We start from the raw sequence: 20,120 nt of genomic DNA, 5'->3' as shown, positions 1-20,120 counted from the left end.
TGTGGGAGAGTAGGACGCCGCCGAACAATTCTTCAGAAAAGGCCCACCCGGGTTTCCGGGTGGGCCTTTTCGCGTTTCCGGCGGAAACGGGATCCAGCAGTGCGGCACCCGGGGGACGGGATCGAAGGAGCGGGGGAGCGGGGGGAGTGGGGGATCCCGGAAAAGATCTTGGCCGGCCATGTCGAGAACCCTTCACCTGCTCCGTCCCCGGGATGGACGCGGCCACAATGGGTCGCACCAGCACCGAAGGAGAAGCACGATGGCCAAGTACCTGCTGCTCAAGCACTACCGCGGTGGCCCCGCGCCGATCGACTGCGCGCCGATGGACCAGTGGACGCCGGAGGAGGTCACGGCGCACATCAAGTACATGCAGGACTTCGCGGCCCGGCTGGAGCAGACCGGCGAGTTCGTCGACGCCCAGGCGCTCGCCCCCGAGGGGACGTGGGTCCGGTTCGACGGCGAGGGGCGTCCGCCGGTGACCGACGGTCCGTTCGCCGAGACCAAGGACCTCATCGCCGGCTGGATGGTGATCGACGTCGACAGCTACGAGCGCGCGCTGGAGCTGGCCGGGGAGCTGTCCGCAGCCCCCGGAGCCGGGGGCGAGCCGATCCACGAGTGGCTGGAGCTCCGTCCGTTCCTGGCCATGCCGCCGACCATCACGGAGTGACCTCCCCGATGAACGAGGCCCTGATCCGGAGCCTCACCCCGGGTGTGCTCGGTGTTCTCGTCCGCCGCGGAGCCGATTTCGCGGCGGCCGAGGACGCCGTGCAGGAGGCGTTGGTGGAGGCGGTCCGCGTCTGGGAGCGCGATCGGCCGAGGGATCCCAAGGGCTGGCTGGTCACCGTCGCCTGGCGGAAGTTCCTCGACGCGGCCCGGGCGGACACCGCCCGCCGACGGCGGGAGGACCAGGTCGAGCGGGAGCCGGAGCCCGGGCCGGCGGCCGAGCTGGACGACACGTTGCAGCTCTACTTCCTCTGCGCCCACCCGTCGTTGACGCCGTCCTCGGCGGTGGCGCTCACCCTGCGGGCGCTGGGCGGGCTGACCACCCGGCAGATCGCCCGGGCCTACCTGGTGCCCGAGGCGACCATGGCGCAGCGGATCAGCCGGGCCAAGCGGACCGTCTCGGCCGTCCGGTTCGATCAGCCGGGGGATGTCGCCACCGTGCTGCGCGTCCTCTACCTGGTCTTCAACGAGGGCTACTCCGGTGACGTCGACCTCGCCTTCGAGGCGATCCGGCTGACCCGGCAGTTGGCGGCGGCCATCGACCACCCGGAGGTGGCGGGGCTGCTGGCGCTGATGCTGCTGCACCACGCCCGGCGGGCCGGCCGGACCGCGCCGGACGGCAGTCTGGTCCCGCTCGCCGAGCAGGACCGCGGCCGCTGGGACACCGGGCTGATCGCCGAGGGCGTCGTGATCCTGCAGACCGCCCTGGCCCGGGACCGGCTGGGCGAGTTCCAGGTCCAGGCGGCCATCGCGGCGCTGCACGCGGACGCGCCCACCGCCGGGGAGACGGACTGGGTGCAGATCGTCGAGTGGTACGACGAGTTGGTGCGGCTGACGGACAGTCCGGTGGTGCGGACTCAACCGCGCGGTGGCAGTCGGCGAGGCCGACGGGCCGCGGGCCGGGTTGGTGGCGCTCGGGGAGTTGGACGGCTCGCTGCCCCGGTACGCCGCCACCGCGGCCTACCTCCACGAGCGTGATGGGGACTTGGCTACGGCGGCCCGGCTGTACGCCGAGGCGGCTCGCCAGGCGTCCAACCTCGCCGAGCGCGATCACCTGACGCGCCGGGCCGCCCGGCTCAATGCCCGGCTCAACGCCCGCCGCAGCGGCTGACCCCGGCGGCCGACCCCGGCGGCTGACCCCGGTGACTGACCCCGGTGACTGACCCCGGTGACTGACCCCGGTGACTGACCCCGGCCGACCGGTTCAGAGTCGGCCGGCCGCCTTGAGCGCCAGGTAGGCGTCCGCCAGGGCCGGGGCGATCTGGGCGGGCGGCGCGTCGAGAACGGTGACGCCGTGCCGGGTGAGCCGGTCGGCGGTCTGCCGCCGGTCGGCGCGGGTCTGCTCGGCGGCGGCGGCCCCGTAGACGGCCTCCACGGTGCCGCGGCCGGCCGCCAGCACGTCCAGGTGCGGGTCGGCGACGGAGGCCAGGACGACCTCGTGGCGCTTGGTCAGCAGCGGCAGCAGCGGGCGCAGGCCGTCCTCGACGGGCGCCGCGTCCAGGCCGGTGAGCAGGACGATCAGTGAGCGGTGCGGGGCCATCCTGAGCGCGGTGGAGACCAGCGAGCGCATGTCGGTCTCGTGCAGCGCGGGCTCCAGCAGGGCCATCGCGTTGGTGAAGGCCGGCAGGATCTCGCTGGGCGAACTGCCGATGACCGAGGCGCGCTTGCGGGCGTCGTGGGCGAGCAGGTCGACCCGGTCACCGGCCCGGGTGGCGAGGGCGGTGATCAGCAGGGCGGCGTCGAGGGCGGCGTCCAGGCGGGGGGCGTCGCCGACCCGGCCGGCCGAGGTGCGGCCGGTGTCGAGGACGACGAGGATGTGCCGGTCGCGTTCGGGGCGCCAGGTGCGGACGGCGACGGTGTTGCGGCGGGCGCTGGCGCGCCAGTCGATCGAGCGGACGTCGTCGCCGGGCAGGTACTCCCGCAGCGAGTCGAACTCGGTGCCCTGGCCTCGGGTCAACACCGAGGTGCGGCCGTCGAGTTCGCGCAGCCGGGCGAGCCGGGAGGGCAGGTGCTTGCGGCTGTTGAACGGGGGGAGGGCGCGGACCGTCCAGGGGACGTGGTGGGAGCCCTGGCGGCCGGCCAGGCCGAGCGGGCCGAGCGAGCGGACCGTCACCCGGTGGGCGCGGTGGTCGCCGCGCCGGCCCGGGGTGAGGACGGAGACGGCCCGGCGCCGTTCGCCGCCGGGGACGACGAGGGTGTGCCGGGAGGCGGTCTCGGCGGTGCCGGGGCGCCACGCGGAGGGGGCCCAGGCGTCCCGGATCAGTGCCCGGAGCGGCCGCCCGGAAGGGTTGGTGACGGTGAGTTCGACCGAGGCGTCGTCGCCGAGCCGGACGGTGGTGTCGCCGCTCCGGACGATCCGCAGACCGTGGACGGGGGCGGCGAGCACCAGGTCGGCCAGGACGGCGAGCAGCAGCGCGCCGGTGACGGCCCCGATCCCGGTCCAGGAGGGCAGCAGCAGGCCCACGAAGAGCGCGCCGAGCGCGGCGATCAGGGCGGTTCGCCCGGTGAGGGCCATGCGGGGTGCGCTCCTTCGGAAGCCCGGTGGATTCGAGGACCCGGTACGCCTACCGGTGGTGGATCAGCGGGGGGCGGGCGTCTGGGCGAGGACGGCCTGGATGACGGAGTCGGCGGTGACGCCCTCCATCTCGGCCTCGGCGCGCAGCGCGACCCGGTGCCGCAGGGTGGGCAGGGCGAGGGCCTTGACGTCGTCCGGGGTGACGTAGTCCCGCCCGGCCAGCCAGGCCCAGGCGCGCGAGGCGGCGAGCAGCGCGGTGGCGCCGCGAGGGGAGACGCCGATGGACAGCGACGGGGACTGCCGGGTGGCCCGGCAGAGGTCGACGATGTACGCCAGGACCTCGGGCGAGACGGTCAGCCGGGCGATCTGCTCGCGGGCGGCAGCGAGGTGCTCGGGCCCGGCGACCGGGCGGACGCCGGCGGCGGCGAGGTCCTTGGGGTCGAAGCCGGAGGCGTGCCGGGACAGCACCTGGAACTCCTGGTCGCGGTCGGGCAGCGGCAGGATCAGCTTGAGCAGGAAGCGGTCCAGCTGGGCCTCGGGCAGCGGGTAGGTGCCCTCGTACTCGACCGGGTTCTGGGTCGCGGCGACCAGGAACGGGACGGGCAGCGCGCGGGGCTCGCCGTCGACGGTGACCTGCCGTTCCTCCATGGCCTCCAGCAGGGAGGCCTGGGTCTTCGGCGGGGTGCGGTTGATCTCGTCGGCCAGCAGCAGGTTGGTGAAGACCGGGCCGGGCTGGAAGGAGAACTCGGCGGTGCGGGCGTCGTAGACGAGCGAGCCGGTGACGTCGCCGGGCATCAGGTCGGGGGTGAACTGGATGCGCTTGGTCTCCAGGCTGAGCGCCGTGGACAGGGTGCGGACCAGCAGGGTCTTGGCGACGCCGGGGACGCCCTCCAGTAGCACGTGGCCGCCGCAGAGCAGCGCCACCACCAGGCCGGTGACGGCGGCGTCCTGGCCGACCACGGCCTTGCCGATCTCGGCGCGCAGGGCGGTCAGCGCCGCGCGCGGGTCGGTGGCGGGGGTAGCGGGTGCCGTGGCGGGGGTGATGCGGAGCTGGGCGGTTGCCTGTTCGGTCACGGGTTCCGTACCTGCCTTTCGAGGGCGTCGAGATCGTCGGCGAGCCGCAGCAGCGCGGCGTCGTCGGTCGGGGGCGGGCCGTACAGCAGGGCCCGGACGTCCCCGGCGGGTCGTTCGGGGAGGCGGCCGGCGACGGCCGCGCAGAGTGCCTCCGGCTCGGGTGCGCCGGCCTGCAGCGGGACGCCGAGGGCGGGGGCGAGGCGGTGGGCGGCGGCCCGGCGCAGGGCGTCGGCGGCGCGGCCGCGGGCCCTGGCCCGCCGGTAGAGGCGGGCGCGGCCCTCGGTGGTCTCGGCGGCGCGGACCACCACGGGCAGGTTCTCGCTGACCACCGGCCCGAGTCGGCGGGCGCGCCAGAGGGCGGCGAGCACGGCGGCGACGGCGAGCTGGTAGAGCGCCCAGTGCCAGCCCTTCGGGATGAAGTCGCCGAAGGTCTTGTGCTGGGTACCGGCGGCGACCGGCGCGGAGTAGTCGGGCAGGTGCCAGGTGAGGCGGGGCTGCGCGCCGAGCAGGCCGAGCGCGAGCGAGGCGTTGCCGTCCTCGGCGAGGTGGCCGTTCGCCAGGAACTGGCCGCTGCCGAGCACGATGACGTCGCCGCCCCCGCTGGGGGTGCTGACCAGCGGGTAGCCGTGGCCGTGCGAGTAGCAGCCGTCGCCGCGGCTGCCGCTGGTGTAGAGCGTGCCGCCCATCGAGGCGGTGCCGGCCCGGACGGCCTCGGGCAGTTCGCAGCCCGGGCGGATGCTGCGGACGGCCGCGAACGGACCGCCACTGGCGTCCTCGGCGACGCGGATGCCGGGGGCGAGCTCGTGGAGGGCGGCCGGGCCCGGGTTGATCAGGACCAGCCGCTGGTGCCGGGCGGCGGCGACCGCGCGCAGCTGGGCCGGGCTGAGCAGGTCGGGTTCGGGCAGGAGCAGGGTGTCGGGGCCGTTCGCCGGGGCCGCGGGATCGGTGTTGAGGTCGGCCTTGACGCCCTGGCGTTCGAGTAGCGCGACCACGGCGTGGGAGCCGTCGGCGTCGTAGGAGCGCGGGTCGTTCGGCGGGTAGCGGTGGCCCTGGTTGATGACGGCGAGGCCGATGGCGGCGACCAGCAGGACGGCGAGGAAGAGCAGGTACCAGCGGGCCCGGCGGAGCAGGCCGCGCCCGGTGGGGGCGAGGCTGGTCGGCGCGGTGTCGGTGGCCTGCTCGGCGGGTCGCTCGGCAGATGGCTCGGCAGGTCGTTCGGCGGCGGGGGGAGCCGGGGCGGTGCTGGTCATGCCGCTCCTCCCGGGGTCGGGGTCGGGGCCGGGGCGGCGGCCGTGACGGGGGTGTGGACCGGACGGGTGCGCTCCAGCGTCCGGTCGAGGTCCAGCAGCAGCCGGTAGGCGGCCTGGTCGGCGGTGCGCTCGCCGTACGCGATGTCGTCGAAGACGCGGGCCGCGGCGGTCAGTTCGGCGGCGTGCTCGGGCAGGGCCCGGCCGGCTTCGGCGGCGGCCTCGTCGGCGGTGCGGCCGGGCCGGTTGTCGAGCAGGGTGCGCTCCTCCAGGGCCCGGACCAGCGCACGCATCTGCTCGCGGACGGCTTCGGCCCAGCGCCCCGCGGCGGCGTGTCCGGCGGCGTCGGCGCGGTACCGGGCGGCGCTGCGCGGGCCCTCGGCGCCGTACACGCCGACGACGGTGCGGGCGGCGCGCTTGGGCGCGCCGAGGCGCCACCAGACGGCGGCGGCGATCACCACGGCGACGATCAGGAAGAGCACCAGGCCGGTGCTGCCGTCGGTGCCGCCCGCGGAGATGGTGCCCACGGCGCGGTCGATGTGGTCCCAGATCCAGTCGACGACGCGTTCCAGGACACCCGGGTCGTTCTTGTGGTACTCGGCGTTGAGCAGCTCGTCGCGGGCGGCGTCACGGGCCGGGTCACGCGGAACGGTGACCGGGGCGCCGCCGGCGGCGAGGAGCCTGTCCCCCCAGATAGGCATCCGGTTCAGCGCCTCGCCGGAGTCTGGTCGGCCGGGTCGTTCCAGCCGGGGCCGCCCGGCTCGGCCAGTCCGGCGGCGCGGGCGAGTTCGATGTCCAGGGCCTCGCGGCGGATCCGCTGGTCGATGTAGACCAGCACGCTGACGGCGGCCAGGAAGGGGGTGGACAGCGCGGAGGAGATGATCCCGGAGATCGCGGTCATCACCATCATGCCGATGGACTCGTGGGCGGTGTCGCTCAGCCGGTCCAGGGAGCCGAAGCCCAGCACCAGGCCGATGAAGCGGAACGGGACGGCGAACGTCACCCCGACGATCCCGGCCAGCACCCGGCTCAGCAGGACGATGCCGAGGATCCGCCACCAGGAGCCGCGGGCCAGCCGCCGGGAGCGCGACAGCGCGGTCAGCACGCCCTGCTTCTCCAGCATCAGCGCGGGGGCGGCCAGGCTGTAGCGGATCAGCAGCCAGAGGGCGACCGGGACGGTCAGCAGGCCGACCAGGAACAGCAGGGAGACGGTGGCGGGGGTGTCGGCGCCGCCGGCGCTGTAGCCGAGCAGCGGGGTGAAGCCGAGCAGCACCACGCCGGCGCTCATCAGGGTGGTGAGCACGGTGAGCCCGAGCAGCTGCAGCAGCCGGGGGCGGGCGTCGCGCCAGGCGTCCCCGGCGGTCACCGACCGGCCGAGGACGGCGCGGCTGACCACGATGGTGAGCAGGGCGACGGCGAGCGCGTCGAGCACCAGTGTCAGCGGCATGCTGACGAGCACGGTGAGCAGCTGGGTGGAGGCGCCGGTGCGGCCCCTGACCAGGAGCGCGGCGACGAAGGCGCCGGCCTGGTCGAGCACGGCGATGCCGAGCGAGAGGGTGAGCGCGGTGCGCCAGTGCCGGCGGACGGTGGTGACGGCGCCGTCGAGCAGTTCGCCGACGCTGAGCGGGCGCAGCGGGATGACGCCGGGCCGGGGGCTGCGCGGGACGTCCCAGCCGTACGGGCCGCGGCCGGGCGGTTGGGCGCCCCGGTTCGGTTGTCCGTACTGTGCGTCCCGGCCGGGGGTGGCCTGAGGGGGTGCCGACGGCCCGGGCACGGCGGCGGGCGCGTCGGCCGGGGGCCGGGCGCCGTCGCGGGGCGGCTCGGACGAGCTGGGCGAGGCCCAGCCCGGAGTGTCGGTCATCACTGCTCCTCGGAGGGCGTCACTGGGCGCGGCTCCGGGCGGATCTTTCGCCCGCGCGCAGCGCCCATCGTGCCATGGGGCCCGGAGACGCCCCAGGGGTATCCGGTTGCTGATCGGCAACGGGGGTCGCCGGGGGGTTCGACGGCGGGTTCCGGACGGTTCGGAGGCACTTCGGCGGGGGCTATTCGCCCGGTATGGCCGGAATTCGACGGCGGGCGAGTTGGCCGTTGTGGAGCATTGGCACTGCTGTGCGGCAGGTCACAATCCGGTAATGAGAAGATGGACCCATGAAGGGACGCGTCCTCGTCGTTGATGACGACTCCGCACTGGCCGAGATGCTCGGCATCGTGCTGCGTGGTGAGGGTTTTGAGCCGTTTTTCGTCGCGGATGGGGACAAGGCGCTAGCCGCGTTCCGGGAGAGCAAGCCCGATCTGGTCCTGCTCGACCTGATGCTGCCCGGGCGGGACGGCATCGACGTATGCCGGCAGATCCGGGCGGAGTCCGGCGTGCCGATCGTCATGCTGACCGCGAAGACCGACACGGTCGACGTCGTGGTGGGCCTGGAGTCCGGCGCCGACGACTACGTCACCAAGCCGTTCAAGCCCAAGGAGCTGGTGGCCCGGGTGCGAGCCCGGCTGCGCCGCGCCGAGGAGCCGACGCCCGAGCAGCTGACCATCGGCGACCTGGTGATCGACGTGGCCGGCCACTCGGTGAAGCGGGACGGGCGGAGCATCCCGCTGACCCCGCTGGAGTTCGACCTGCTGGTCGCGCTGGCCCGCAAGCCCTGGCAGGTGTTCACCCGCGAGGTGCTGCTGGAGCAGGTCTGGGGCTACCGCCACGCGGCGGACACCCGCCTGGTCAACGTCCACGTGCAGCGTCTGCGCTCCAAGATCGAGAAGGACCCGGAGCGCCCCGAGATCGTGGTGACCGTCCGCGGCGTCGGCTACAAGGCCGGACCCAGCTGAGGTGACGGACCGGGCTGAGGACACCCCGTCGGGTACCGCGACCGACGGGGCGGGGGCCGTGCGCGGGGACGTGCTGAGTTCCACCACCCGCCGCCGTCGCGGCCCGTCCGGAGTGTTCGGTCTGATGAAGCGACAGTTGCGGCGGCCCGCGCGCCGGGTGAGCGCGCTGTACCGCCGGTCGATCCAGCTGCGCGTGGTCGCGGTGTCCCTGCTGGCCTCCATCGCGGTGGTCCTGGTGCTGGGCGTGGTCGTGGTGGCGCAGGTGCGCAACGGCCTGCTCGACACCAAGATCGACGCGGCCCGGGCGCAGGCCCGGATCGGCTTCCAGGTCGAGCAGAAGAAGATCGACGAGGCCCGGGACCAGGCCCTGCGCGGCGCCGTCGACCCGAGCACCGGTGAGGCCGGCACCTGGCTGCTGCGCCAGGTCAACGACCTGGCCGCGAGCGGGCAGACGGTCTACTCGGTGATCGCGATGGCGCCCGGCACCGGGGCGGTCGTCCCGGACAGCGCCGGCTTCGCGCCCCGCTACTCGGGCGACATCCAGCCCAGCAGCGTCCCGGACACCCTGCGCGCCAAGCTCATCGAAGAGCCCGGGCAGATGTTCGACCAGCCGACCCGGATCCACCGCTCGCCCGAGGCGGGCGGCAAGAGCGAGCCCGGACTGGCCCTCGGCATGCAGTTCGTCGGCCCGGCCGACACCAGCTACCAGCTGTTCTACGTGTTCTCCTTCGGCCAGGAGACCGACACCCTCAACCTGATCACCGGCACCCTGGCGACCGCCGGCGTCTTCGTGGTGATCCTGATGGGCGGCATCGCCTGGGTCGTCGTGCGCCAGGTCGTCACCCCGGTCCGGATGGCGGCAGGCATCTCCGAGCGGCTCGCCGACGGGCACCTGGAAGAGCGGATGAAGGTGACCGGGACGGACGACATCGCCCGCCTCGGGGAGTCGTACAACCGGATGGCCAACGCCCTGCAGGCGCAGATCCGCCAGCTGGAGGAGCTGTCCCGGGTGCAGCGGCGCTTCGTCTCGGACGTCTCGCACGAACTGCGCACCCCGCTGACCACCGTCCGGATGGCCGCCGACCTGATCTACGACAGCCGCGAGGACCTCGACCCGATGGCGGCCCGCTCGGCGGAGCTGCTGCAGGGCCAGCTGGACCGCTTCGAGTCGCTGCTGGCCGACCTGCTGGAGATCAGCCGCTTCGACGCCGGCGCCGCGATCCTGGACGCCGAACCGGTCGACCTGCGCGAGATCGTCGCACGGGTGGTGGAGGCCGCCGACCCGCTGGCCGACGCCAAGGGCAGCACCGTGGTGATCCGCGGCGACGGCGAGCCGGTGCTGGCCGAGGTGGACTCCCGCCGGATCGAGCGCATCCTGCGCAACCTGGTGGTCAACGCGCTGGAGCACGGCGAGGGCCGCGACGTGGTGGTCCGGCTGGGTTCGGCGGACGGCGCGGTCGCGGTCGGCGTGCGCGACTACGGCATCGGCCTCAAGCCCGGCGAGGCGTCCCGGGTGTTCCACCGCTTCTGGCGGGCGGACCCGTCCCGGGTGCGCACCACCGGCGGCACCGGTCTGGGCCTGTCCATCGCGGTCGAGGACGCCCACCTGCACGGCGGCTGGCTCCAGGCCTGGGGCGAGCCCGGCGGCGGTTCGCACTTCCGGCTCACCCTGCCGCGCACCCGCGGCGGCGAGATCAACCGGGCGCCGTTCCGGCTGGAGCCGGAGGACTCACGCAACAACCGGGGCCTGGGCGCGTACGGCACGCCGTACCGGCGGGCGATCTCCCCGGCCGGCTCCACGGCGATGACCGCCGCCGAGGAGCAGAACGAGGCGCCGGAGGGGACGGGCAGCGGGCTGGGCAGCGGGCTCGGCGGGGTGCTGAACATCGGCCCCGGGCTGGGCCTGCGCCGGATGCCCGAGGGACCGCGTTCGGATCCCTCGGACGTCCGGACCGTGGGGGCCGGGTACGGCGCCACCGGCGCCCAGGTCATGGTGGACCCGACGCCCGGACGGCCGTCGGTGGCACAGCGGACGGCGGAACCGGACGCGACGGGCGGGACGGACCTGGAGGGGTCGCAGCGTGCGAAGGACGAGCAACAGGACTGAGCCGCGGCTCGTGGCGGTGGCCGGCGCGGTGCTCGGCGCCCTGGTGGCGAGCGGCTGCGCGGCCATGCCGGACTCCGGCGGCATCACCAAGGTGGAGCTGTCCCAGGGCTCGGCCGACAAGAACCTGCAGGCCAGGGTGTTCCCGGTGGCCCCAGGCAAGGGCGCCAAGCCGCGCGAGCTGCTGACCGGGTTCCTGGACGCGGTGACCGCGGACGAGGGGTACGAGACCGCGCGCAAGTACCTCACCGAGCACGCCGCCGGGACCTGGAACCCGGACGCGGGCATCCAGGTGCTCTCCGCCACGAAGATCCCGTCGGACCAGGTGGTCGGCGACAAGGACACCGAGTACTCCGAGACGGTGACCGGGCAGTTGGTCGCCAAGGTCGACGAGAGGCACTCGTACCTGCTGGTCACCGGGCAGAACAACAACGCCTTCGACTTCACCTTCACGCGCGAGGACGGTGAGTGGCGGATCGCCAAGCTGCCGCCCGGCGTGATCATGAACGAGACCAACTTCCGGAACAGCTTCCGGCAGGTCGAGCGCTTCTTCTACACCGCCCCCGACCCGTCCGCGCCCCCAGCGGGCGGCGGCCAGGAAGTACTGATAGCCGACCCGATCTACCTGCGGCGCCGGATCGATCCGCTGGCCTCGGCCGCCAAGGCACTGGTCGCCGGGCCCTCGAACTGGCTCTCGCCGGTGGCCCGGACGGCCTTCCCGAGCGGCACCACGGTCGACAAGGTGACCATCGACGACAGCCGGATCGCCCACGTGCAGCTCGGCGGCGCGGACCTCGGCGACGCGGTGGCCTGCCGTCGGATGGCGACCCAGCTCTTCTACACCTTCGCCGACCAGGGCAAGGGGCAGGTCGAGCGGCTGGAACTCAAGGGACAGCGGGGCTCCTGCACCGCCAGCCGCACCGACGACCCGGCCGTCGGCCCCGGCGCGCTGGCCGGGCGGCTGCCCGTGCAGCAGTACTACCAGCGCGCCGACAACGGCGTGCTGATGGCGGCCGACGAGGGGCGCAGCGGCGACCCGGTGCCCGGGGTGCTCGGCAAGCCGCACCCGAACGGTGCGCCCCAGCTGGGCACCGTCGCGGTCAGCCGGGACGGCTCCCAGGCCGCCGCGATCTCGGACGACGGCCACCAGCTCTACTCGGTGCCGCTGCAGCCCGGTACAGCGACGCTGCCCGAACCGGTGCTCAGCTCACCGGCGAAGGCGGGCGCCAAGGACGACGGCCTCACCTCGCCCAGCTGGGACGGCCGCGGCGACCTCTGGGTGGTGGACCGCAATCCGCAGGCCCCGCGGGTGGTGATGGTGCGCGGCGGCAAGACGTACACCGTGTCGGTGACCGCGCAGACCGGGCAGCCGGTGCAGGGCGTGCAGGCGCTGAAGCTCTCCTCGGACGGCGCGCGGATCGCTCTGGTGGTCAAGTCGCCCGGGGTGAACGGAAGTTCACTGATGTTCGGACTGGTGGAGCACGGCGGCACGCCGTCCGCGCCGACCGTGCGGATCACCGGGGTGCGCCCGGCGGCGCCGTCGCTGGTCGACGTCGCGTCGGTGTCCTGGGCGGAGACCGACCAGCTGCTGGTGCTCGGCAAGGAGGCCGACCGCCCCCAGCAGCTGTACTACATCAGCACCGACGGCTCGCAGGGCACGGACAGTCAGCTGCAGACCGGCAACGGCCTGCCGTCCTCCCCGCAGTCCATCTCGACCGCGGAGTCCCGCGGGTACATCCTGGCCCAGCCCTCGCCGGTGCTCGCGGTGGCGGCGGGCACCGTCTACCGGCTGGTCAACAACCAGTGGCGGGAGGCCCAGTTGGTGGACAAGGCCCGCTCGTACTTCTACGCGGGCTGAGGCCGGACCGGCGCGCTAGTCCACCGGTCGCAGCTCGGTGGCCGCGACCGTGGCGCCGGCCCGGGCCGGCAGTCCGGCGTCGGCCAGCGCCCGGGCCGCCTCGGCCAGGCTCGCCCCGGTGGTCACCAGGTCGTCCACCAGCACCGGTTGACGGCCGGCCAGGCCCCGACGGGCCCGCGGCAGGACAGTGAGCGCGCCGTGCAGGTTGCGCCGCCGCTCGGCGGCGTTCAGCCCGGTCTGGTCGGCGACCGGACGGGCGTGCCGCAGCAGCGGCGCGGCCCGGGCGTCCAGACCGGCCCGGCGCAGGGACCGGGCGGCGGCACCGGCCAGCCGCAGCGTCGGGTCGTGGCCCCGGGCGCGCACCGCCGAACGGGCCGAGGGCATCGGCACCAGCAGCAGCGGCGCGGCCCCGGCCCGGGGCCCCAGGGCGGAGCGCACCGCCCGGCCGAGCACCTCGCCGAGCGGCCCGGCCAGCCGCAGCGCGCCCCGCTCCTTGTGGGCGAGCAGCAGTTGGCGCACCGGGTCGGTGTACGGCGCAGCCGCGTGCGCCCAGGGCAGCAGGGTGGGGCCGGGGCGGGCGGTGGCCAGGGCGTGCCGACAGGCCGGGCAGAGCTGGCTGCGCCGGGCCCCGCAGCCCGCGCAGTCGGCGGGGAGCAGGACGTCCAGCAGCCCGGCCAGTGCGTGGTCGAACGGTGTCCGTGGGGACGGCGGACGGTCGGGGGAGGGGGGCGGCGGCACGGCTGCTCCTGGCGGCGGCAGGCACGGAGAGTCAGCAAAGGATCCGCCGTATGGGGGGCGATGTCCAGGTATTTACCCTTACTTCACCCTCAGGAGGGTAAACAGGGTGCAACAGTTTGACCGCCCGCCCCCAGCACCGCCCGAAGTATCGGGTCATACCCACCGTTCCGCCCGGGGAGGCGAAAACCCCGCGCGAGGTGTTCGATAAGGCTCCAGGGGGTTTCAACCGTCCCTGATGGGGAGGAAGTGAGATGAGGGCCAGTCGTTCCCGCCGGTGGCGGGGGCGGGGGGCCGGCAGTGGATGGGCTGGTCCAGCTGGAGCTCAGTCCGGTCCGGTAGCACCCGGATCGGCGTCAGCACGAGGGATCGGAGTTCTGCGTGGACATCGTCGTCAAGGGCCGCAAGACCGAGGTGCCCAAGAGGTTCCGCGAGCACGTGGCCGAGAAGCTGGAGAAGGTCCAGAAGTTCGACGGCAAGGTGATCAGCCTCGACGTCGAGGTGTCCAAGGAGCACAACCCGCGGCAGGCCGACCGGTCGGACCGCGTGGAGATCACTCTTCGTACCCGTGGCCCGGTGATCCGGGCCGAAGCCGCGGCCGGTGACCCGTACGCGGCGCTCGACCTCGCCTCGGCGAAGCTCGACGCGCAGCTGCGCAAGTCCGCGGACCGGCGCCGGGTGCACAAGGGCGGCGCGAACGGCCGCACCCCCATCAGCGTCGCCGAGGCGACCGCGGCCCTGGCCGCGCTGCCCGCAACGACGGCGCCGGAGGGCGAGACCAACGGAGCCGTCCGCAAGACCATGATGGGATCCCTGGAAGTGGAGGGCGAAGGCCCGCTGGTGGTCCGGGAGAAGACGCACTCGGCCGCCCCCATGGCGTTGGACCAGGCGCTCTACGAGATGGAGCTGGTCGGCCACGACTTCTACCTGTTCGTGGAGAAGGACAGCGGCCTGCCGAGCGTCGTCTACCGCCGGCACGGCTACCACTACGGCGTCATCCACGTGCAGCCGGACATGGCGGCCGGCGTGGCCAGTGGCGCGGGCGGTGCGATCGGCCGGTTCGACGACGAGGACTGACCGTCCCGGCAGTGACGATCGAGGGATGACCCCGGCGGCAGTGGCCGCCGGGGTCACCGGCGTTCCGGGGCGTTCCGCCCGTACCGGACACCGCCCGGTGGGACGGGTTCGAACGGTGCTCGGGCCCGTTATGTCCGGGGGTCACCCGATGCGGGGGAATCGGCGGCGGAGGGTGACCGCGGCGGTGGCGGGGCGTGGAATGATTGGGCGCACGTCGACCCGCGAAGGGGGAGGAGCGGATGGGGGATCACTTCGGGCTGGGGCCCGCTGCGGGGCCGGTCGCCGGGCTGCCACCGGGGCCGGAGGAGGAACCCGCGTACGCGCCGCGCCGGGGTGAGCCGATCCGCGTCCTGGTGGTGGACGACCACGCCCTGTTCCGCCGGGGGCTGGAGATCGTCCTGGCGGAGGAGCCGGACATCAAGGTCGTCGGGGAGGCCGGGGACGGTGCCGAGGCGGTGCTGAAGGCCGCCGACCTGCTGCCCGACATCATCCTGATGGACGTCCGGATGCCGCGCCGCAGCGGGATCGAGGCCTGCACGGCGATCAAGGACGTGGCGCCCAGCACCAAGATCATCATGCTGACGATAAGCGACGAGGAGGCCGACCTCTACGAGGCGATCAAGGCGGGGGCCACCGGCTACCTCCTCAAGGAGATCTCCACCGACGAGGTCGCCACCGCGATCCGGGCGGTCGCCGACGGGCAGTCGCAGATCAGCCCGTCGATGGCCTCCAAGCTGCTCACCGAGTTCAAGTCGATGATCCAGCGGCGCTCCGACGACCGGGACCTGGTGCCAGCTCCCCGGCTCACCGACCGGGAGCTGGAGGTGCTGAAGCTGGTGGCCACCGGAATGAACAACCGGGAGATCGCCAAGGAGCTGTTCATCAGCGAGAACACCGTGAAGAACCACGTCCGCAACATCCTGGAGAAGTTGCAGCTGCACTCCAGGATGGAGGCCGTGGTGTACGCGATGCGGGAGAAGATCCTCGAGATAGGGTGACCGCGCTCGCCGCGGACAGGGCCTAGGCGGCGAGCAGCTTCTCCAGGGCCGGGCGCAGCCGTTCGTCGTGCAGCGCCTCGATCCGCACTCCGTCGCAGCCGACCCAGGTGGCCGCCTCGCGGAGTGCGGTGGCCAGCGCCTCGACCGGCCGGGCGCCCGGCCCGCGGTCGCGTCCGCGCTCGTCGGTCAGCGAGACCTGGCGGGCGACCAGGGTGCGCCCCTCCCGGGCCGGGTCGACCCGGCCGACCAGCCGGCCGCCGGCCAGCAGCGGCATCGCGAAGTAGCCGTGCACCCGCTTGTGCTTGGGGGTGTAGGCCTCCAGCCGGTGGGTCATCCCGAAGATCCGCTCGGTGCGGGCGCGGTCCCAGATCAGCGAGTCGAACGGCGAGAGCAGCGTGGTGCGGTGGCGCCCGCGCGGGGCGGTGGCCAGCGCCGCCGGGTCGGCCCAGGCCGGCGCCCCGGTGCCGCCCGGGCCCCAGCCCGCCACCTCGACCGGGACCAGTCCGGTGTCCGCCAGTACCGCGTCCAACTCCTCGGCGCGCAGCCGGTGGTAGTCCAGCAGGTCGGCCCGGGTGGCCACGCCGAGCGCGGCCCCGGCCTGGGCGACCAGGGTGCGCACGCACTCCTCGTCGGACCGGTCCTGGCCGAACAGGGCGTCGGGGACGGCCTGTTCGGCCAGCGCGTAGACCCGCTTCCAGCTCCGGCGCTCGGTGCAGACCACGTCCCCGAAGGCCAGCGCCCGCTCCACCGCGATCTTGGCGTCGGACCAGTCCCACCACTCGGAGGTCCGCTTGGCGCCGCCCAGCTCGGTGGACGTCAGCGGCCCCTCGGCGCGCAGTCTGTCGAGCACCGCCCGGTACGCCTCCGGCGAGACCTGGTGGCTCCAGAGGTTCCCGCGGTCGCGGTAGCGGCGGCGCCGGAAGGCGAACAGCGGCCACTCCTCGACCGGCAGGACGCAGGCCGCGTGCGACCAGTACTCGAAGCTGGTGCCCGCACCCCAGTAGGCCGCCTCGACCGCCGGGCGGCCGACCGCGCCGAGCCGGGCGTAGGGCACCAGCTCGTGCGAGCGGGCCAGCACCGAGATTGTGTCCAGCTGGACCGAGCCCAGGTGCCGCAGCACCCCACGGACTCCGGCCCGGCGGTCGGGCGTGCCCAGCAGGCCCTGGGCGCGCAGGGCGATCCGGCGGGCGTCGTCGGCGCTCAGGACGGTGACGGGGGCGGGGTCGGCGGAGGCGGCGGTCATGCCGGCGAGCGTAGCCGGGGGGACCGACAGCCGTGCCGGTGCCGGGCTCCGGCCCGGTACGGCTCCGGGGCGCGGCACGGCTCCGGGGCCCGGTGCGGGCTCAGTCCAGGTCGGACGGGAGCAGCGAGGCGACCCAGGCGTCACGGAAGACCCCGCGCTGCTCGGCGTACGAGCGCAGCGTGCCCTCGTGGCGGTAGCCGATCCGCTCGGCGACCGCGCGCGAGCCCTCGTTGCCGACGTAGGCGAGCCACTGGAGGCGGCGCAGGCCGAGGTCGGTGAGCGCCCAGCGGGCGACCGCCCGGGCCGCCTCGACGGTGAGGCCGCGGCCGCGCTGCTCCTTCGCCGTCCACCAGCCGACCGAGGCGGCGGCCGGGTCGCCCGGCTTGCGGGTGACCGCCTGGGTGCCGACCAGCCGATCCGTCCCGCGCTCGACCACGCACCAGATGAACTCGGTGCCGCCGGCCAGCCCGCCGGGGGCCAGGGTGCGGACGAAGAACTCGGCGTCCTCGCGGCGGTACGGGACCGGGACGACCGTCCAGCGCTGGATCTCGGCGTCCTGGCAGGCGGCGAGGATCGCGTCGACGTCCGACTCCTGCGGGGCTCGCAGGACCAGCCGGTCTGTGGTGAGGGTGGGGAGGACGGCGGGTTCGCCGGGCTGTTCTTCCATGGGTGGATTATTCGCCCCCAGCGGGAACGCGGGCATCCGAATATGCGGCCAACTCCCCGGTCCGCCGACCGTTTTGCCCCGGTGGACGGTGCTATCGGTCCATGTGCACGCGCGGGTGACACGGGAATACCGTGCTGACGCACCTCCCGGCGCGTTGGACTCCTCGCATACGATGGCCCGTGCGGTGGGGTGGACCCCCCGTGCAGTAGTCCAGTGCCAATACAGGCAAGGAGCCCGCTCAAGTGTCCGTCTTCGACAAGATCCTGCGCGCCGGCGAAGGCAAGATCCTTCGCAAGCTGCAGCGGATTGCTGCCCAGGTCAACTCCATCGAAGAGGACTTCGTCAACCTCACCGACGCCGAGCTGCGCGCGCTGACCGACGAGTACAAGCAGCGACTCGCGGACGGCGAGACCCTGGACGACATCCTCCCCGAGGCGTTCGCCACCGTCCGTGAGGCCGCCAAGCGCGTGCTCGGCCAGCGGCACTACGACGTCCAGCTGATGGGCGGCGCGGCGCTGCACCACGGGTACGTCGCCGAGATGCGCACCGGTGAGGGCAAGACCCTCGTCGGCACCCTGCCCGCGTACCTGAACGCGCTGACCGGCAAGGGCGTTCACCTGATCACCGTCAACGACTACCTCGCCGAGCGCGACTCGGAGTGGATGGGCCGGGTGCACCGCTTCCTCGGCCTCGAAGTCGGCGTGATCCTGGCCAACATGACGCCCGCCGAGCGCAAGCGCCAGTACGCGATGGACATCACGTACGGCACGAACAACGAGTTCGGCTTCGACTACCTGCGCGACAACATGGCCTGGTCGAAGGACGAACTCGTCCAGCGCGGGCACAACTTCGCGATCGTCGACGAGGTCGACTCGATCCTCATCGACGAGGCCCGCACCCCGCTGATCATCTCCGGCCCGGCGGACCAGGCGACCAAGTGGTACGCCGACTTCGCCAAGCTGGTGCTGCGCCTGAAGATCGACCGCGACTACGAGGTCGACGAGAAGAAGCGCACCGTCGGCGTCCTGGAGGAGGGTGTCACCCGGGTCGAGGACTACCTCGGCATCGACAACCTCTACGAGTCGGTGAACACCCCGCTCGTCGGCTTCCTGAACAACGCCATCAAGGCCAAGGAGCTGTACAAGAAGGACAAGGACTACGTCGTCATGAACGGCGAAGTCATGATCGTCGACGAGCACACCGGCCGCATCCTGGCCGGGCGCCGCTACAACGAGGGCATGCACCAGGCGATCGAGGCCAAGGAGGGGGTGGAGGTCCAGAACGAGAACCAGACCCTGGCCACCATCACCCTGCAGAACTTCTTCCGGCTGTACGACAAGCTGTCCGGCATGACCGGTACCGGCACCACCGAGGCCGCCGAGTTCCACCAGATCTACAAGCTCGGCGTGGTGCCGATCCCGACCAACAAGACGCCGCTGCGCATCGACCAGCCCGACCTGATCTACAAGTCGGAGCCGGCCAAGTTCGCCGCCGTGGTCGAGGACATCGCCGAGAAGCACGAGAAGGGCCAGCCGGTGCTGGTCGGCACCGTGTCGGTCGAGAAGTCCGAGTACCTGTCGCAGGAGCTGCGCAAGCGCGGCATCCCGCACGAGGTGCTGAACGCCAAGCACCACGAGCGCGAGGCGCAGATCGTCGCCCAGGCCGGCCGCAAGGGCGCCGTCACCGTCGCCACCAACATGGCCGGCCGTGGCACCGACATCATGCTCGGCGGCAACCCGGACCACCTGGCGTCGGCCGAGCTGGCCCAGCGCGGGCTCTCCGCCGTCGACAACCCGGAGGAGTACGAGGCCGCGTTCCCGGCCGCGCTGGAGAAGGCCAAGGCCTCGGTCAAGGCCGAGCAGGACGAGGTCAAGGAGGCCGGTGGCCTCTACGTCCTCGGCACCGAGCGGCACGAGTCCCGCCGGATCGACAACCAGCTGCGCGGCCGTTCGGGCCGTCAGGGCGACCCGGGCGAGTCCCGCTTCTACCTGTCGCTGGGCGACGACCTGATGCGCCTGTTCAAGGCCGGCATGGTCGAGCGCGTGCTCTCGATGGCCAACGTGCCCGAGGACGTGCCGATCGAGTCCAAGATGGTCACCCGCGCGATCGCCTCCGCGCAGACCCAGGTCGAGCAGCAGAACTTCGAGATCCGCAAGAACGTCCTGAAGTACGACGAGGTGCTCAACCGCCAGCGCGAGGTCATCTACGGCGAGCGCCGTCGCGTTCTGGAGGGCGAGGACCTGCAGGAGCAGGTCGGCCACTTCATGGACGACACCGTCGAGGCCTACGTCAAGGCGGCCACCGGCGAGGGCTTCGAGGACGACTGGGACCTCGACAAGCTCTGGACGGCTTTCAAGCAGCTCTACCCGATCACCCTGGACCTGGCGGAGCTGGAGGAGGAGGTCGGCGGTCCGGCCGGCCTGACCCCCGAGTTCCTGATCAAGGTCGTCCAGGAGGACGTCCAGGCGCAGTACGGCGCCCGCGAGGACCAGCTCGGCGAGGAGATCCTGCGCGAGCTGGAGCGCCGCGTGGTGCTCTCGGTGCTGGACCGCCGCTGGCGCGAGCACCTCTACGAGATGGACTACCTCCAGGAGGGCATCGGCCTGCGGGCCATGGCGCAGCGCGACCCGCTGGTCGAGTACCAGCGCGAGGGCTTCGACATGTTCACCGCGATGATGGAGGGCATCAAGGAGGAGTCCGTCGCCTACCTGTTCAACCTGGAGGTCCAGGTCGAGCAGCAGGTCGAGGAGGTTCCGGTGGCGGACGCCGAAGTGATGCTCGACAAGCTGGAGAAGGACGCCGCCCGCCCGGAGATCAAGGCCAAGGGCCTGGAGGCACCGAAGCCGCAGCGGCTGCACTACACGGCCCCCTCGGACGAGGTCGGCGGCGGCGTGATCGAGGGCGACTTCGAGGACCTCGCGCCGGAGGACGACGGTGACGGGATGACCCGCGCCGAGCGCCGCAAGGCCGCCAAGTCCGCCAAGGGCCGCCGCCGCAAGGGCTGAGCCCGCCGTAGGACGCCACGCAGGGCGCCGTTCCCGTACCGGGGCGGC

At 73.2% G+C, this 20,120-nt stretch carries 15 protein-coding genes and 1 pseudogene; 8 read left to right on the top strand and 8 right to left on the bottom strand.

The annotated features are described in order from the left end of the window. Positions 1 to 259 precede the first annotated feature (259 nt). Positions 260 to 667 carry a YciI family protein gene (locus ACZ7BZ_RS24355; RefSeq protein ID WP_380453631.1) on the top strand — a complete coding sequence of 136 codons (408 nt, stop codon included), beginning with the start codon at positions 260 to 262 and terminating at the stop codon, positions 665 to 667. A gap of 8 nt (positions 668 to 675) precedes the next feature. Continuing rightward, positions 676 to 1,834: pseudogene (locus ACZ7BZ_RS24350) on the top strand (RNA polymerase sigma factor). Between the two features lie 93 nt (positions 1,835 to 1,927). On the opposite strand, the gene ACZ7BZ_RS24345 reads toward ACZ7BZ_RS24350, so the two are convergent. The 5 genes from ACZ7BZ_RS24345 to ACZ7BZ_RS24325 all read right to left on the bottom strand — a co-directional run bounded on the left by ACZ7BZ_RS24345 (position 1,928) and on the right by ACZ7BZ_RS24325 (position 7,420). Further along, positions 1,928 to 3,238 (bottom strand): DUF58 domain-containing protein, encoded by a 1,311-nt coding sequence (locus ACZ7BZ_RS24345; RefSeq protein WP_470360126.1) that lies wholly within the window; start codon positions 3,236 to 3,238, stop codon positions 1,928 to 1,930. A gap of 63 nt (positions 3,239 to 3,301) precedes the next feature. After that, the gene (locus tag ACZ7BZ_RS24340; RefSeq protein ID WP_470360135.1) at positions 3,302 to 4,282 is read right to left on the bottom strand and encodes an AAA family ATPase; all 981 of its coding nucleotides are present in this window, start codon (positions 4,280 to 4,282) and stop codon (positions 3,302 to 3,304) included. 26 nt (positions 4,283 to 4,308) lie between these two features. Next, a complete protein-coding gene (locus ACZ7BZ_RS24335) occupies positions 4,309 to 5,562 on the bottom strand; it encodes a DUF4350 domain-containing protein (protein ID WP_470360125.1) in 1,254 nt (417 codons plus the stop codon). Beyond that, entirely contained in the window at positions 5,559 to 6,260 is a 702-nt protein-coding gene (locus ACZ7BZ_RS24330) for a DUF4129 domain-containing protein (RefSeq protein ID WP_470360124.1), read from the bottom strand. The genes ACZ7BZ_RS24335 and ACZ7BZ_RS24330 overlap by 4 nt, the downstream gene beginning before the upstream one ends. Positions 6,261 to 6,265: 5 nt before the next feature. Continuing rightward, positions 6,266 to 7,420 carry a DUF7847 domain-containing protein gene (locus tag ACZ7BZ_RS24325; RefSeq protein WP_470360123.1) on the bottom strand — a complete coding sequence of 385 codons (1,155 nt, stop codon included), beginning with the start codon at positions 7,418 to 7,420 and terminating at the stop codon, positions 6,266 to 6,268. A gap of 287 nt (positions 7,421 to 7,707) precedes the next feature. On the opposite strand from ACZ7BZ_RS24325, the gene mtrA reads away from it, so the two are divergent. From mtrA to ACZ7BZ_RS24310, 3 genes are all read left to right on the top strand, one after another. Then, on the top strand, positions 7,708 to 8,385 hold the full coding sequence (gene mtrA / locus ACZ7BZ_RS24320; protein WP_030283937.1) for an MtrAB system response regulator MtrA: 678 nt from the start codon (positions 7,708 to 7,710) through the stop codon (positions 8,383 to 8,385). Between the two features lie 124 nt (positions 8,386 to 8,509). After that, positions 8,510 to 10,492 carry an MtrAB system histidine kinase MtrB gene (mtrB, locus tag ACZ7BZ_RS24315; RefSeq protein ID WP_380453638.1) on the top strand — a complete coding sequence of 661 codons (1,983 nt, stop codon included), beginning with the start codon at positions 8,510 to 8,512 and terminating at the stop codon, positions 10,490 to 10,492. After that, positions 10,467 to 12,347 (top strand): LpqB family beta-propeller domain-containing protein, encoded by a 1,881-nt coding sequence (locus ACZ7BZ_RS24310; protein ID WP_470360122.1) that lies wholly within the window; start codon positions 10,467 to 10,469, stop codon positions 12,345 to 12,347. The genes mtrB and ACZ7BZ_RS24310 overlap by 26 nt, the downstream gene beginning before the upstream one ends. Positions 12,348 to 12,362: 15 nt before the next feature. On the opposite strand, the gene ACZ7BZ_RS24305 is transcribed toward ACZ7BZ_RS24310, so the two are convergent. Next, the gene (locus ACZ7BZ_RS24305; protein ID WP_470360121.1) at positions 12,363 to 13,085 is read right to left on the bottom strand and encodes a ComF family protein; all 723 of its coding nucleotides are present in this window, start codon (positions 13,083 to 13,085) and stop codon (positions 12,363 to 12,365) included. A 378-nt stretch (positions 13,086 to 13,463) separates the two neighbouring features. On the opposite strand from ACZ7BZ_RS24305, the gene hpf reads away from it, so the two are divergent. Beyond that, the gene (gene hpf, locus ACZ7BZ_RS24300) at positions 13,464 to 14,159 is read left to right on the top strand and encodes a ribosome hibernation-promoting factor, HPF/YfiA family (RefSeq protein ID WP_380453644.1); all 696 of its coding nucleotides are present in this window, start codon (positions 13,464 to 13,466) and stop codon (positions 14,157 to 14,159) included. A 239-nt stretch (positions 14,160 to 14,398) separates the two neighbouring features. After that, a complete protein-coding gene (locus tag ACZ7BZ_RS24295) occupies positions 14,399 to 15,157 on the top strand; it encodes a response regulator (RefSeq protein WP_031076603.1) in 759 nt (252 codons plus the stop codon). A 22-nt stretch (positions 15,158 to 15,179) separates the two neighbouring features. Here ACZ7BZ_RS24295 and ACZ7BZ_RS24290 read toward each other — a convergent pair whose 3' ends face one another. Beyond that, positions 15,180 to 16,400 carry a winged helix-turn-helix domain-containing protein gene (locus ACZ7BZ_RS24290; protein WP_470360120.1) on the bottom strand — a complete coding sequence of 407 codons (1,221 nt, stop codon included), beginning with the start codon at positions 16,398 to 16,400 and terminating at the stop codon, positions 15,180 to 15,182. A gap of 100 nt (positions 16,401 to 16,500) precedes the next feature. Then, the gene (locus tag ACZ7BZ_RS24285; RefSeq protein ID WP_470360119.1) at positions 16,501 to 17,067 is read right to left on the bottom strand and encodes a GNAT family N-acetyltransferase; all 567 of its coding nucleotides are present in this window, start codon (positions 17,065 to 17,067) and stop codon (positions 16,501 to 16,503) included. Positions 17,068 to 17,309: 242 nt separating this feature from the next. Here ACZ7BZ_RS24285 and secA point away from each other — a divergent pair, with 242 nt between their 5' ends. Next, on the top strand, positions 17,310 to 20,072 hold the full coding sequence (gene secA, locus ACZ7BZ_RS24280; RefSeq protein ID WP_470360118.1) for a preprotein translocase subunit SecA: 2,763 nt from the start codon (positions 17,310 to 17,312) through the stop codon (positions 20,070 to 20,072). Positions 20,073 to 20,120: the final 48 nt, after the last annotated feature.

This window comes from Kitasatospora sp. NPDC036934 (genome assembly GCF_055608425.1).
This window is presented reverse-complemented; position numbering and strand designations above follow the sequence as displayed.

Excerpts from the sequence above, each read along its gene's own strand:
- ACZ7BZ_RS24355 (WP_380453631.1), top strand. The coding sequence starts at position 260 with ATGGCCAAGTACCTGCTGCTCAAGCACTACCGCGGTGGCCCCGCGCCG.
- ACZ7BZ_RS24345 (WP_470360126.1), bottom strand. The coding sequence starts at position 3,238 with ATGGCCCTCACCGGGCGAACCGCCCTGATCGCCGCGCTCGGCGCGCTC.
- ACZ7BZ_RS24335 (WP_470360125.1), bottom strand. The coding sequence starts at position 5,562 with ATGACCAGCACCGCCCCGGCTCCCCCCGCCGCCGAACGACCTGCCGAG.
- ACZ7BZ_RS24330 (WP_470360124.1), bottom strand. The coding sequence starts at position 6,260 with ATGCCTATCTGGGGGGACAGGCTCCTCGCCGCCGGCGGCGCCCCGGTC.
- ACZ7BZ_RS24325 (WP_470360123.1), bottom strand. The coding sequence starts at position 7,420 with ATGACCGACACTCCGGGCTGGGCCTCGCCCAGCTCGTCCGAGCCGCCC.
- mtrA (WP_030283937.1), top strand. The coding sequence starts at position 7,708 with ATGAAGGGACGCGTCCTCGTCGTTGATGACGACTCCGCACTGGCCGAG.
- mtrB (WP_380453638.1), top strand. The coding sequence starts at position 8,510 with ATGAAGCGACAGTTGCGGCGGCCCGCGCGCCGGGTGAGCGCGCTGTAC.
- ACZ7BZ_RS24295 (WP_031076603.1), top strand. The coding sequence starts at position 14,399 with ATGGGGGATCACTTCGGGCTGGGGCCCGCTGCGGGGCCGGTCGCCGGG.
- ACZ7BZ_RS24290 (WP_470360120.1), bottom strand. The coding sequence starts at position 16,400 with ATGACCGCCGCCTCCGCCGACCCCGCCCCCGTCACCGTCCTGAGCGCC.
- ACZ7BZ_RS24285 (WP_470360119.1), bottom strand. The coding sequence starts at position 17,067 with ATGGAAGAACAGCCCGGCGAACCCGCCGTCCTCCCCACCCTCACCACA.